Genomic DNA, 14,091 nt, shown 5'->3' with positions numbered 1-14,091 from the left:
TGGCGGCTCCTTAGCTTTGCGCGACTTTGCGTGGAATAAAGTCATTCGCCACCACTTCGCCTTTCTCATGAATTTGGCGCGGCTGTGGAATTTGCGGAATGGCGACATCCAGGTGCGGGAACAATAATTCGCCCACGCGATACGCCTCTTCCAGATGTGGATAACCGGAGAAAATAAAGCTGTCGATTCCCAGATCCGCATATTCGTTGATGCGCTCCGCAACAGTTGGGCCATCACCTACCAATGCAGTACCCGCACCGCCACGCACCAGGCCAACGCCTGCCCATAGATTCGGGCTAATCTCCAGGTTGTCGCGTTTGCCGCCGTGCAACGCCGCCATGCGGTGCTGGCCGACGGAATCGGTGCGCGCAAATGCGGCCTGCGCTTTGGCGATAGTTTCATCATCCAGCTGAGAAATCAGGCGATTAGCGGCATCCCACGCTTCTTCGTTGGTTTCACGCACAATCACATGCAAGCGAATACCAAAACGAACGGTGCGCCCATGTTTTGCCGCTTTCGCACGGACTTGTTCAATTTTCTCTTTCACTAAATGTGGTGGCTCGCCCCAGGTGAGATAGAGATCCACTTGTTCGGCGGCAAGATCCTGTGCCACATCCGATGACCCACCAAAGTAGAGCGGTGGACGAGGCTGTTGCACCGGTGGGAACAACAGTTTTGCCCCTTTAACCTGAATGTGTTTGCCTTCGTGATCCACCGTTTCGCCTTCCAGCAAGCGGCGCCAGATGTTGGTAAATTCTGCGGAGGCTTCGTAACGCTCTTTATGATTGAGGAACACGCCGTCTGCAGCTAACTCTTCAGGGTCGCTACCGGTCACCAGGTTAAATAAAGCACGCCCGTTGGAAAGTCGGTCGAGCGTTGCGGCCTGGCGTGCAGCCACGGTTGGTGAGGTCACGCTTGGGCGCAGCGCGACAAGAAATTTCAAACGCTGCGTCACGGGAATCATGGATGCGGCAACCAGCCAGGCATCTTCACAAGAGCGACCCGTTGGGATGAGTACGCCGGTAAAGCCAAGTCTGTCCGCAGCCTGTGCAATCTGTTGCAGGTACCCGTGGTCAACGGGGCGCGCTGCATCGTTGCTACCTAAGTAGTGGCCATCGCCATGGGTAGGTAAGAACCAGAACATATTTAAACTCATGATTTATTTCCTTAATCCCCTTCATACTTCAAGTTGTCTCTTTGTTGGCTGCGTTCACTTACCCTAATCACTTACTTAAGTAAGCTCATTGGGATGCGTTCTCTTGCCGCCGCGATACAACTCGAATTATTCGGGTATTTCTGTGGTTAGGGTTGCCAGATGCGGGTGCGAATATCGACTTTCTTTGGCACTAAATGGTTGTCATAAAACAGATCTGCGGTTTGCTGTTGTTTTTCCGCAGTCTCGGCGCTGACAGGTGTAATCACCGTTGGTGGGCGGTGATCGAAATAGGTAGCAATCACGTTTTCCGGCAATCCCATGGTTTTTGCCAGCAGCGCAACGCTTGCATCGCGTTGGCTACGGGTTAACGCATCGGCATCGCTAAAGGCTTTCAGAACGTTTTGCAGGAACGGACCGTTTTGTTCGGCATAAGGGCGTGAAGCGAGATAAAACGAACCGGTCTGATTCAGCTCGCTGCCGTCGGTTAACACGCGCACGCCGCCATTTAACAAGGCTGCAGAATAGTACGGGTCCCAAATCGCCCAGGCATCAACGTTGCCCTGCTGGAATGCGGCACGCGCATCCGCTGGCGTTAAATAAGCAGGCTGGACATCGGTAAATTTCAGCCCGGCTTTTTGCAGCGCTCGTAGTACCAGGTTGTGGGAACTGGAACCTTTCTGGAAAGCAATTTTATGCCCTTTAAGGTCCGCTACGGTTTTTATTGGGCTGTTTTCCGGCACCAGAATCACTTCGGCTTTTGGTTTTGCCGGTTCAGACCCGACATACACAAGATCGGCGCCCGCAGCCTGCGCGAAGATTGGCGGGATATCGCCGGTGCTGCCGAGATCGATGCTGCCGATGTTCAGCGCTTCGAGCATTTGCGGGCCAGCCGGGAATTCAATCCACTGGAATTTTGTGTTCGGATACTCTTTTTCCAGCAGCTGGTGGCTTTTCGCCAGCACCATGCTGACCGAGCCTTTTTGATAACCAATGCGTAGCTGCTCAGGCCCAGTATCAGCCGCGTGAAGTGTAGCGCTCAGGCTTAATGTTCCTGCGAGTGCAAGCCAGGGAGCGGTTCGTTTCAGAAAGTTAAACATGAGCAACTCCTTGCGTCTTAAAAGGGGAGGAGACAATGAAATCCCGGCGGTGCAGAGCCTGCCAGAAGGTTTCCAGCGAGTTATCGAGGCGCTGTTGTAAGTTGTTGCTGAACACCGGTTTGTGCTGGTAATCCGCTATCTGGCTGTCATCAGCAAACACGCCATGCAGGATTTCCTGTGCTTTTAGCGCATTAAGGACAGGCTTTAGGGCGTAATCGACTGCCAGCATGTGCGCCACCGTACCGCCAGTGGCTAAAGGCAGAACGACTTTCTTATCCAGTGCGCGCTCAGGCAGCAGGTCGAGCAGCGTTTTCAGAGCGCCAGAAAATGAAGCTTTATAAACAGGTGTTGCGATGATCACGCCATCGGCCTGCTGCAATTGCTCAATGAGCGCTAAAAGAGCGGGGCTATCGAAACGTGCGTACAGCAAATCTTCAGGCGCGAAATTCTGTAGATGCCAGTGACACACCTCGATATCCAGAGCGCTCAGTTTTTCGCGGGCATATTCCAGCAGTGCACTAGAACGGGATGGGAAGCGCGGGCTTCCAGCAAGGGTAATCACACGCATATCGTTTCCTTATAACTAATTGTTTGCTTTTAGATAACATTGATAACAATTGAGTGTGATATTCGCGCAGAACTCTTATTCCACTAAATGATTTATCTGGAAAACAATTGCTAAAAAACGCATAACAACAGGGAGGGAGGGAAACGATTGCGCTGATTCAGCCTTTTTTGTCACAGGTCAATTCCATTCAATGACGTTATCGACGATAATACGGCCCCGGTTTGCATACCGGGAATCCAGGAGAGTTCATGTACTACCCCTTCGTTCGTAAAGCCCTATTCAAGCTCGATCCAGAGCGCGCTCATGAAGTGACATTCCAGCAATTGCGTCGTGTATCAGGTACACCTCTCGAATGGCTGGTGCGGCAAAACGTGCCGTCGAAACCTGTCACTTGTATGGGATTGACTTTTAAGAACCCATTAGGCCTGGCTGCAGGTCTGGACAAAAATGGTGAGTGCATTGATGCGTTGGGTGCAATGGGCTTTGGCTCCATTGAAATTGGCACGGTAACGCCTCGCCCACAGCCTGGTAATGACAAGCCAAGGATCTTTCGTCTGGTAGAGGCTGAAGGATTAATTAACCGTATGGGTTTCAATAACCACGGTGTTGATAACTTGGTTGAGAATGTCAAAAAATCCCATTTTGACGGGGTCCTTGGCATCAATATTGGTAAGAATAAAGACACTCCAGTTGAACAAGGGAAAGATGACTATTTGATCTGCATGGATAAAATTTATCCATACGCGGGTTATATAGCGATTAATATTTCATCACCAAATACCCCTGGATTACGCACGCTGCAATACGGCGATGCGCTGGATGATCTGTTATCTGCAATCAAAAATAAGCAACAAGCGCTTCAGGAATTGCATCATAAATATGTCCCTGTGGCAGTGAAGATCGCGCCAGATCTTTCTGAAGAAGAATTGATCCAGGTGGCTGATAGTTTAGTTCGCCATAATATTGATGGGGTAATTGCCACCAATACCACATTGGATCGTAGCCTGGTTCAGGGCATGAAATATTGCGATGAAATGGGGGGCTTAAGTGGTCGTCCGGTTCAGTTAAAAAGCACAGAAATTATTCGCCGCCTATCGCAAGAATTAAATGGTCGTTTGCCGATTATTGGCGTCGGTGGGATTGATTCGGTGATTGCTGCTCGTGAGAAAATGGCAGCGGGTGCCTCTTTAGTACAAATATATTCCGGGTTCATATTTAAAGGCCCACCTCTGATTAAAGAAATTATTTCAGGTTTGTAATCTCTGAATGTTTTACTTTCGGACAACCGGGGCTTTATTTTGAGTCCCGGTTGTTTTATATTCCGTCATTGTTGCTAATTTGAACATATTGGTCTTTTATTAATGTGTTCATTTACGAAGCGGTGATAAGGATATTTCTAATCGCAGGTATATGGGGATAAGGGCAAATAATTATGCGGATTAAACCGGACGATAATTGGCGTTGGTATTATGATGAGGAGCATGATCGAATGATGCTCGATTTAGCCAATGGCATGCTTTTCCGTTCCCGTTTCCCTCGTAAAATGCTTACTCCCGATGCCTTTGAAAAAACAGGGTTTTGTGTTGATGATGCAGCACTATTTTTCTCTTTTGAAGAAAAATGTCGTGATCTCGTATTAAGCAAAGAGCAGCGCGCTGAACTGGTATTAAATGCACTCGTAGCGATTCGTTATCTCAAGCCGCAGATGCCAAAAAGCTGGCACTTTCTTTCTCATGGGGAATGCTGGCAGCCAATACCGGGCGATGCAGCCTGTGTGTGGTTAAGCGACGATATGCAGCAGGTGAATTTGCTGGTGGTAGAAACGGGTGATAACGCTGCACTTTGTTTATTAGCACAGCCAGGCTTGCAACTTGCTGGCCGCACCATGCAGCTCGGTGATGCGATTAAAGTGATGAATGACAGATTAAGGCCGCAACCAACAAGTCACGCCCTTAACCTTGATCAGGCGGTTTAATTTCCCGCTAACTCTACATCTCCTGCAGGAATACAACTACAGCAAAGGATTGTGCCATCATCATTGATAGCATTTTTCTTCAACGCTTTGACTTCCCCGCTGACTAACTTAATTCGGCAACTGCCACAGATCCCGGCGCGGCAAGAGTAGGGCACACGGATGCCTTGTTGCTCGAGTTGCTCCAGCAAAATTTGTTGGTTGTTACCGCGAAATTGTTGACCCTGCCAGTCAATCGCCACCAAACTTTCTTGCTGCTCGAAAGGCTCAAGAGTTTCTTCGGTCACTCCTGCGCCATAAACTTTTGCAGGTTTAGTCGCCAGCACTTCGAGTTCATCACCCACACGAATCACACCGCTATTGCGGGCAATCAGATTTTGGCCAAAATCGACATCACCATTATCCAGTGCGGTGCGGAATTTTTGTAATGTTGCCAGCGGCTCGCCACTCGGATGTTTACGGCCACGCTCCGGGCTGACGGTGGTGAAAATACAGCGGCTGCATGGTTTTGCTACATCAAATGTTACGCCGCCAATCCGCACCACTTGCCAGGTATCTTCGTCCCAGGCTTGTGCGCCGGTGACCACAATATTCGGGCGAAATTGCGTCATTTTTACACTCGCCGGGCAGCGATTTTGCAAATCGCGCAGCGATGCTTCATTAGCCAGCAAGAATGGGAAACCGTCGGCAAAAGAGAGTGGTACCTCTTCATGGCGTTTAACGCGGCGCGTTAAATTTTCACCCAGCCAGCGCAGTTGTACCGGGCGTGAGAAAAAACCGCTTAGCCATTGGTTAATGTCATCTGGAGCAATTTGCGCGGTGAAATGGTTTCCCCAGACTTCCGTTGGCGCAGCCTCAGGCCGGAAATCGCTAAAGCGTATTGTGGCGGAACTGCCGTCTGGCGCACTCAAAAAGAGACCGTCGTGGATAATGGCCGGAGTAAATAGCACCATCTGCGGGAACTGACGTGCGGTAATAAAAGTGCCGTCAGGTTCTGTCACCATAAAGATGCGGTCAAAAGCTAAACCGCTGGTTGTTGCCTGTGCATGGGAGAGCGCAAGGCCGCGCATCGATTTCACCGGGTGAATATAAAGCTGGGATAGGGTGATCATGATACGCACGCGCTCCTTGCATAAATGAAGAAAAAGAGAATATAAGAGGCCAACTTTATGACATGCGTGGCGGATTGGCTATAATGCGCCACAATTTTCTTTTTATACCTGATTAAGTGACGATATGAATTCTCTGTTTGCCAGTACGGCGCGTGGGCTTGAAGAGCTATTAAAAACTGAACTGGAGGGCCTTGGTGCGCAAGCATGCCAGGTGGTTCAGGGCGGCGTACATTACCAGGGGGACTCACGTCTGCTCTATCAAAGCTTGATGTGGAGCCGTCTTGCGTCCCGCATTTTGCTGCCATTAAATGAATGCAGTGTTTATAGCGACCTGGATTTATATCTGGGCGTACAGACTATCGACTGGCCTGCATTGTTTGGCTCGGATGCCACATTCGCAGTGCATTTCAGCGGCCTGAATGACGTCATCCGTAACAGTCAGTACGGCGCGTTAAAAGTGAAGGATGCAATTGTCGACTCCTTCACCCGTAAAAATCTGCCCCGCCCGAACGTTGAACGTGAACAACCAGACCTGCGAATTAACGTCTGGCTGAATAAAGACACCGCTAGTATTGCACTGGATTTAAGTGGCGAAGGTCTACATCAGCGCGGCTACCGCGATAGCACTGGCGCTGCTCCTATTAAAGAAACGCTGGCATCAGCTATTGTTATGCGTTCAGGCTGGCAGCCGGGTACTCCGCTGCTCGATCCAATGTGCGGTTCCGGCACGCTGTTGATTGAGGCTGCGATGATCGCCACCGATCGTGCGCCTGGTTTACATCGCAAACATTGGGGCTTCCTTGGTTGGGCGAACCATGATTTCGATCTGTGGAAAGAGATCACCACCGAAGCGCAGGTTCGTGCACGTAAAGGTCTCGGCGAATACACTTCGCGTTTCTATGGTTCGGATAACGACTCACGCGTGATTGAACGCGCCCGCGCCAACACCCGTCGTGCGGGTCTGGGCGATATCATCAGCTACGAAGTCAAAGACGTGGCTAAATTGACCAATCCGCTGCCGGAAGGCCCGGTTGGTACGGTTGTTAGTAACCCGCCATACGGTGAGCGTCTGGATAGCGAACCTGCGCTGATTGCGTTGCACAGCCTGCTTGGCCGCAATATGAAAAACCATTTTGGCGGCTGGAATTTGTCGCTGTTTAGTGCATCTCCGGATTTGCTAAGCTGCCTGCAATTGCGCGCCGAACGCCAGTTTAAAGCTAAGAACGGCCCGCTGGATTGTGTGCAGAAAAACTATCAATTATCTGCCACCAGCACGGGTGCGCAATCAGGCCAGATCGCTGATGATTACGCGAACCGCCTGCGCAAAAATATCAAAAAACTCGATAAATGGGCGCGGCAGGAAGGCATCGAATGCTACCGAATTTACGATGCCGATTTACCAGACTATAACGTTGCTGTTGACCGCTACGGCGAGTGGGTTGTGGTTCAGGAATATGCGCCGCCGAAAACGGTTGATGCTAATAAAGCACGTCAGCGTCTGTTTGATGTGATTGCTGCAACAATGTCTGTACTGGAATTGCCATCCAACCGTCTGATTCTGAAAACCCGTGAGCGCCAGAAAGGGAAAAGTCAGTATCAGAAAATGGATGAGAAGGGCGACTTCATGGAAGTGAGCGAATATAACGCTCGTCTATGGGTCAACCTGACTGACTATCTTGATACCGGTTTGTTCCTCGACCACCGTATTGCGCGCCAAATGCTGGGAAAAATGAGCAAAGGGAAAGACTTCCTTAACCTGTTTGCTTATACCGGCAGCGCGACAGTTCACGCAGGGTTAGGTGGTGCTAAAACGACGACTACCGTCGATATGTCTCGTACTTACCTGGAGTGGGCTGAGCGTAACTTGCGTCTTAACGGCTTGAGTGGCCGTGCACACCGCCTGGTTCAGGCTGATTGCCTGGGCTGGTTGCGTGAAACCGATGAACAGTTTGATCTGATTTTTATCGATCCACCGACGTTCTCAAACTCAAAACGTATGGAAGAATCTTTTGATGTCCAGCGCGACCATATCGTGCTGATGAAAGACCTTAAGCGTCTGTTGCGCCAGGGCGGCACCATTATGTTCTCCAACAATAAACGTGGCTTCAAAATGGACTTTGACGGGCTGGCTAATCTGGGTCTGAGTGCTCAGGAAATCACGCAGAAAACCTTGTCACAAGATTTTGCCCGTAATCGCCAAATTCATAACTGCTGGCTCGTTACTCACGTAGCCAAGGATTAATTGTCATGTCATTAATTAGTATGCACGGTGCCTGGTTGTCGTTTAGCGACGCACCGTTGTTAGATAACACTGAACTTCATATCGAAGAAAACGAACGCGTCTGTCTGGTTGGCCGTAACGGTGCAGGTAAATCCACACTGATGAAAATCCTCAACCGTGAAGTGCCGCTTGATGATGGGCGCATGGTTTACGAACAGGATTTGATTGTCGCGCGTTTGCAACAAGATCCTCCGCGTAATGTCGCGGGCACGGTTTACGATTTCGTTGCAGAAGGCGTGGAAGAGCAGGCCGAGTATCTCAAGGCCTATCACGATATCTCCCACAAAGTGATGACCGACCCGAGCGATAAAAACCTCAATGAAATGGCGCGTATCCAGGAGATTCTTGATCACCAGAATCTCTGGCAACTGGAGAGCCGCATTAATGAAGTGCTCGAACAATTAGGTCTGGAAGCTGACACTGAACTGTCGGCACTTTCTGGCGGCTGGTTGCGTAAAGCGGCACTGGGCCGTGCGCTGGTGAGTTCTCCGCGCGTTCTGTTGCTTGATGAGCCAACTAACCACCTGGATATCGAAGCTATCGACTGGCTGGAAGGTTTCCTGAAAGAGTTCCAGGGCAGCATTATTTTCATCTCGCACGACCGTTCATTTATTCGCAATATGGCGACGCGTATCGTCGATCTTGATCGCGGCAAACTGGTTTCTTACCCTGGCGATTACGATCAGTATCTGTTGGCAAAAGAAGAAGCTCTGCGTGTTGAAGATCTGCAAAACGCCGAGTTTGATCGCAAACTTGCTCAAGAAGAAGTGTGGATCCGTCAGGGCATTAAAGCACGCCGTACGCGTAACGAAGGCCGAGTGCGTGCCTTGAAAGCGATGCGTAATGAACGTAGCGCGCGCCGTGAAGTGTTGGGCAGCGCCAAAATGCAAGTTGGTGAAGCGGCGCGTTCCGGCAAGATCGTCTTTGAAATGGAAAACGTGTTTTACCAGATCGCTAACAAAAACCTGGTGTCGGATTTCTCAGCCCAGGTGCAGCGCAGCGACAAAATCGCGCTGGTGGGGCCAAACGGTTGTGGCAAAACCACATTGTTGAAACTGATGTTAGATCAGTTGAAAGCGGATAGCGGGCGCGTGCATTGCGGTACCAAGCTTGAAGTTGCGTACTTTGACCAACACCGCGCGGAGCTGGATCCTGATCGTACGGTAATGGACAACCTGGCGGAAGGTAAGCAAGAAGTGATGGTGAACGGCAAGCCACGCCATGTACTGGGTTACTTGCAGGACTTCCTTTTCCACCCGAAACGCGCCATGACTCCGGTTCGTGCGTTGTCTGGTGGTGAGCGTAACCGCCTTTTACTGGCGAAGTTATTCCTAAAACCAAGCAACTTGATGATTCTCGATGAACCGACGAATGACCTGGATGTCGAAACGCTCGAATTACTTGAAGAGTTGATTGATGGTTACCAGGGCACGGTTATGTTGGTGAGCCACGATCGTCAATTTGTGGACAACACGGTTACCGAGTGCTGGATTTTTGAAGGCGAAGGCAAGATTGGTCGTTACGTCGGTGGTTATCATGACGCCAAAGGCCAACAGGCATCTGCGCAAACTTTGCGCCACTCTGTGGCAGATAAGGCGCAAAACAACCAGCCTGCAAAGGCGGAAGTTGTTAAACGTGCAAGTAGCAAGCTAAGCTATAACCTGCAACGTGAATTAGAGCAATTACCACAACGTCTTGAACAACTTGAGGCGGAACTGGAAGCTATCCAGGCTAAGGTCGGGGATGCTGAGTTTTTCAACCAGCCACACGACGTCACACAAAAAACATTGAGCGACCTGACCACGGCAGAAAAAGCACTGGAAGAGGCTTTTGAACGCTGGGAATATCTTGAAGCTCTGAAAAACGGCGCGTAACACAAGGAGACACGATATGTGTGCCACGCATCATCATCGTTCACACATATTATGCTCACAATGTGACTTACTGGTCGCGCTACCGGTATTGGAGGACGGCCATAAGGCCGTCTGTCCACGTTGCGGTACAACACTTCTCACTCAGTGGTCCTCACCACGTCAACGTCCCACAGCTTATGCGCTGGCAGCACTGTTTATGTTGTTGCTCGCCAACCTATTTCCCTTTATCAACATGAAAGTAGCAGGACTGAGCAGTGAAGTTTCGCTGCTTGAAATTCCAGGCGTCATGTTCAATGAAGACTACGCAAGCCTCGGCACTTTCTTTATGGTCTTTGTGCAGGCGGTGCCTACGTTCTGTTTAATCACGATTTTGTTATTGGTTAACCAGGTGGCATTACCACTAACTCTTAAAAAGCGCCTGGCACGAATCCTATTCCAGCTAAAGTCCTGGGGTATGGCCGAAATTTTTCTTGCGGGCGTCTTGGTGAGTTTCGTCAAATTAATGGCTTACGGCGACATTGGCGTCGGGAGCAGTTTTATTCCGTGGTGCCTGTTCTGTGTGTTGCAACTCCGGGCTTTCCAGTGTGTGGACCGGCGCTGGCTTTGGGATGATATTGCGCCTGAACCGTCGATTTCGGTACCGCTTAAAGTCGGTGTATCAGGCCTTCGCCAGGGGTTGCGCTCTTGTTCATGCTGCACAGCAATCGTGCCAGAGGATCAGGAAATTTGTCCGCGCTGCGAAACCAAAGGGTATGTTCGTCGCCGTCATAGCTTGCAATGGACACTCGCTCTGCTGCTGACTTCAATTATGCTTTACCTACCCGCAAATATATTGCCCATCATGATAACTGAAGTACTGGGCAGCAAAATCCCGTCGACGATTATTGCCGGGGTTATTTTGTTGTGGAGCGAAGGCTCTTATCCGGTTGCTGGAGTTATTTTCATCGCCAGTATTTTGGTTCCGACACTGAAAATGTTAGCGATTGCCTGGTTGTGCTGGGATGCTAAAGGCCACGGTCAGCGTGACAGTGAAAGAATGCATTTGATCTACGAGGTGGTCGAATTTGTCGGGCGTTGGTCAATGATCGACGTGTTCGTTATAGCGGTATTATCGGCCCTGGTGCGTATGGGAGGATTGATGAGTATCTACCCGGCGATCGGAGCCGTGATGTTTGCATTTGTAGTGATTTTGACAATGTTTGCAGCGATGACCTTTGACCCTCGCTTGTCCTGGGATCGCGCACCGGATTCAACTCATGAGGAGTCGTCTGAGCATGGAAAATAAAAGCGGGGAAGCAAAAGTAGCAAAGGTGAAAAATTGGTCCCCGGTATGGATTTTCCCTATCGTAACCGTGCTAATCGGTGCGTGGATCTTATTTTATCACTACAGCCATCAAGGGCCTGAAGTCACGCTGATTACCACTAATGCCGAAGGTATTGAAGGTGGGAAAACCATGATTAAAAGCCGCAGCGTTAATGTGGGCGTGGTGGAAAGTGCGGTGTTGTCAGACGATTTGCTTCACGTCGAAATTACAGCCCGGCTGAATTCGGGCATGGAAAAACTTCTGCATAATGACACAGTATTTTGGGTCGTTAAGCCGCAAGTCGGGCGTGAAGGTATTTCCGGGCTTGGTACTCTGCTCTCCGGTGCTTATATCGAACTGCAACCGGGCAATAAGGGATCGCAATCCGCTAAATATGATTTGCTGGATGCTCCTCCATTGGCACCACCTGATGCTAAAGGTATCCGCGTTACCCTCGACAGTAATAAAGCAGGGCAGCTTTCTCCAGGTGACCCGGTGCTGTTCCGTGGCTACAGAGTTGGGTCAGTGGAAACGAGCACCTTTGATCCTGCGAAACGTAGCATCAGTTATCAGCTATTCATCAGTGCGCCAAACGATCGCCTGGTGACCAGTAACGTACGCTTCTGGAAAGACAGCGGTATTGCCGTTGATATGTCTTCACAAGGTATGCGCGTAGAGATGGGGTCTCTTACAACGCTGTTTAGCGGCGGTGTTAGTTTTGACGTGCCAGAAGGTTGGGAGCTTGGTAAACCTGCGAAACCGGGTAGCGAGTTCAACCTCTTCGACGATCAGAAAAGCATTCAGGATTCTCTGTATACCGATCACATTGACTACCTGATGTTCTTTAAAGATTCAGTGCGTGGCCTGCAACCAGGTGCACCAGTTGAGTTCCGCGGTATTCGATTGGGAACCGTGGCGAAGGTGCCATTCTTTACCGATGGAATGCGCCAGAAGATCAATGATGACTTCCGTATTCCGGTTCTGATCCGTCTTGAACCTGAGCGTTTGCAAAATCTGGTCGGTGATGATGTCCATATTCAGGACAACATGACAGCCCTGATTAAACGTGGTTTACGGGCGTCTATGAAAACGGGCAGCATTGTTACCGGGGCACTGTTTATCGACCTGGATTTCAATCCTAAAGCGCCGCCAGTAACCGAGTTACCGACATTTGCGGGTTACCCGATAATCCCAACGATGAGTGGTGGACTGGCGCAAATCCAACAACGCTTGCTGGAGACACTGGATAAGATTAACAACTTGCCGCTCAATCCGATGATTGAACAGACCACCAATTCGCTTGCTGAAAGCCAGAAAACGATGAAGCGCTTGCAGCAGACGCTGGATAATCTGAACAAGATCACCGCGAATAAGTCGATGCAATCGTTGCCTGAAGATATGCAGTCAACGCTGCGTGAACTCAATCGCAGTATGCAGGGCTTCCAGCCGGGTTCTGCGGCCTACAACAAGATGGTGGCCGATATGCAGCGTCTTGATCAGGTTCTGCGTGAATTGCAGCCTGTACTGCGCACGTTGAACGATAAGAGCAATTCGCTGGTCTTTGAAGCGAAGGATAAAAAAGATCCCCAGCCGAAGAGGGCGAAAGAATGAAAAAATGGCTCCCACTCTTTGTTGCATTGGCTCTAACGGCCTGTAGCAGCAGCGATAATGGAAAGACCTATTACCAGCTACCTCAAAGCTCCGCACCTGCTATGCAGGCTGTGAGCCAGCCTGGAACTCATTTATTGTGGGTAGAGCAGGTTGCAGTTCCTGATTACCTCGCCGGCAATGGCGTGGTTTATCAGACCAGTGAGGTGCAGTACGTCATTGCCTCCAGCAATTTGTGGGCAAGTCCGTTGGATCAGCAATTGCGAAATACTCTTGTCAGCAATCTGAGTAGCGCGTTACCTGGTTGGGTTGTGGCATCACAACCACTAGGCAATGATCAGGATACTCTGAATGTTAACGTGACCGGTTTTCACGGACGTTATGACGGGAAAGTGATTGTAAGTGGCGAGTGGTTGCTCAAACATCAGGGGCAATTGATTAAACGTCCGTTCCACGTTGAGCTGAAGCAAGAAGCTGATGGTTACGATGCCATGGTGAAAACCTTAGCTCAGGCCTGGCAGCAAGAAGCGAAAAGTATCGCTGGTGAGCTGACACGCTTTAACTAATTACCTCAGTAGCACAAAAAAGCTGCGTCATTCGCCTACTAAGCGGAACGCAGCTTTTCTTTTGGCATTAATTTGTTACCCATGCGTTCTCACACTTTTTGTGCAAAACAAAACTCTTGTAGCTCACATTTATGACATTGGCGTGAATTTTGCGCATTGACGATAGAGGCTTTAGGAGTTATTGCTTATATGTGGTTGCACGTTTTGTGGCCACTGTTTTCTTTCCACCAGATTATATAGAAATGAGGGAAACGAGGCATGAAGAGACAAAAACGAGATCGCCTGGAACGGGCTCATCAACGTGGTTATCAAGCAGGTATCGTCGGACGCTCCAAAGAGATGTGTCCCTATCAGACACTGAATCAAAGGTCGTACTGGATGGGAGGCTGGCGAGAAGCCATGGAAGACAGGGCGGTTACCGCGTAATCACTGTCTCTTTAGAAAAAGAAACCTCCGCATAGCGGAGGTTTCGCGTTTATACCCTTCATACTTCGAGCTGCATCTTTGTTGGCTCGTTCACGCGCCCGAATCACTTACTTATGTAAGCTCATCG

Annotated in this window: 12 protein-coding genes; 8 read left to right on the top strand and 4 right to left on the bottom strand. The window is 49.9% G+C overall.

Annotated elements, in window-relative coordinates:
• Positions 1-10: 10 nt before the first annotated feature.
• The 3 genes from ssuD to ssuE all read right to left on the bottom strand — a co-directional run bounded on the left by ssuD (position 11) and on the right by ssuE (position 2,821).
• On the bottom strand, positions 11-1,156 hold the full coding sequence (ssuD, locus tag GC128_RS00790; protein ID WP_151992696.1) for an FMNH2-dependent alkanesulfonate monooxygenase: 1,146 nt from the start codon (positions 1,154-1,156) through the stop codon (positions 11-13).
• A gap of 146 nt (positions 1,157-1,302) precedes the next feature.
• On the bottom strand, positions 1,303-2,253 hold the full coding sequence (locus GC128_RS00785; protein ID WP_151992695.1) for a sulfonate ABC transporter substrate-binding protein: 951 nt from the start codon (positions 2,251-2,253) through the stop codon (positions 1,303-1,305).
• A complete protein-coding gene (ssuE, locus tag GC128_RS00780) occupies positions 2,246-2,821 on the bottom strand; it encodes an NADPH-dependent FMN reductase (protein ID WP_064517580.1) in 576 nt (191 codons plus the stop codon). The genes GC128_RS00785 and ssuE overlap by 8 nt, the downstream gene beginning before the upstream one ends.
• Before the next feature lie 248 nt (positions 2,822-3,069).
• Here ssuE and pyrD point away from each other — a divergent pair, with 248 nt between their 5' ends.
• Positions 3,070-4,080 (top strand): quinone-dependent dihydroorotate dehydrogenase, encoded by a 1,011-nt coding sequence (gene pyrD, locus GC128_RS00775; RefSeq protein WP_151992694.1) that lies wholly within the window; start codon positions 3,070-3,072, stop codon positions 4,078-4,080.
• A 173-nt stretch (positions 4,081-4,253) separates the two neighbouring features.
• A complete protein-coding gene (gene zapC / locus GC128_RS00770) occupies positions 4,254-4,796 on the top strand; it encodes a cell division protein ZapC (protein WP_151992693.1) in 543 nt (180 codons plus the stop codon).
• On the opposite strand, the gene GC128_RS00765 is transcribed toward zapC, so the two are convergent.
• A complete protein-coding gene (locus GC128_RS00765) occupies positions 4,793-5,905 on the bottom strand; it encodes a YcbX family protein (protein ID WP_151992692.1) in 1,113 nt (370 codons plus the stop codon). The genes zapC and GC128_RS00765 overlap by 4 nt on opposite strands.
• 124 nt (positions 5,906-6,029) lie before the next feature.
• Here GC128_RS00765 and rlmKL point away from each other — a divergent pair, with 124 nt between their 5' ends.
• From rlmKL to rmf, 6 genes are all read left to right on the top strand, one after another.
• Entirely contained in the window at positions 6,030-8,147 is a 2,118-nt protein-coding gene (gene rlmKL / locus GC128_RS00760) for a bifunctional 23S rRNA (guanine(2069)-N(7))-methyltransferase RlmK/23S rRNA (guanine(2445)-N(2))-methyltransferase RlmL (protein WP_151992691.1), read from the top strand.
• Between the two features lie 5 nt (positions 8,148-8,152).
• On the top strand, positions 8,153-10,060 hold the full coding sequence (locus tag GC128_RS00755; RefSeq protein ID WP_151992690.1) for an ABC transporter ATP-binding protein: 1,908 nt from the start codon (positions 8,153-8,155) through the stop codon (positions 10,058-10,060).
• A 16-nt stretch (positions 10,061-10,076) separates the two neighbouring features.
• Entirely contained in the window at positions 10,077-11,345 is a 1,269-nt protein-coding gene (gene pqiA, locus GC128_RS00750) for a membrane integrity-associated transporter subunit PqiA (RefSeq protein WP_151992689.1), read from the top strand.
• A complete protein-coding gene (gene pqiB, locus GC128_RS00745; protein WP_151992688.1) occupies positions 11,335-12,975 on the top strand; it encodes an intermembrane transport protein PqiB in 1,641 nt (546 codons plus the stop codon). The genes pqiA and pqiB overlap by 11 nt, the downstream gene beginning before the upstream one ends.
• Positions 12,972-13,538: a membrane integrity-associated transporter subunit PqiC gene (pqiC, locus tag GC128_RS00740; protein WP_151992687.1), complete on the top strand. Its 567-nt coding sequence runs from the start codon at positions 12,972-12,974 to the stop codon at positions 13,536-13,538. Before pqiB ends, pqiC begins: the two co-directional genes overlap by 4 nt.
• Before the next feature lie 258 nt (positions 13,539-13,796).
• On the top strand, positions 13,797-13,964 hold the full coding sequence (gene rmf, locus GC128_RS00735; RefSeq protein ID WP_034456319.1) for a ribosome modulation factor: 168 nt from the start codon (positions 13,797-13,799) through the stop codon (positions 13,962-13,964).
• Positions 13,965-14,091: the final 127 nt, after the last annotated feature.

Origin of the sequence: Buttiauxella massiliensis (assembly GCF_902500225.1) — a bacterium.
Taxonomy (GTDB): domain Bacteria; phylum Pseudomonadota; class Gammaproteobacteria; order Enterobacterales; family Enterobacteriaceae; genus Buttiauxella; species Buttiauxella massiliensis.
Note: the sequence above shows the minus strand (reverse complement) of the source record. Positions and strands in the feature narration are given on the sequence as shown.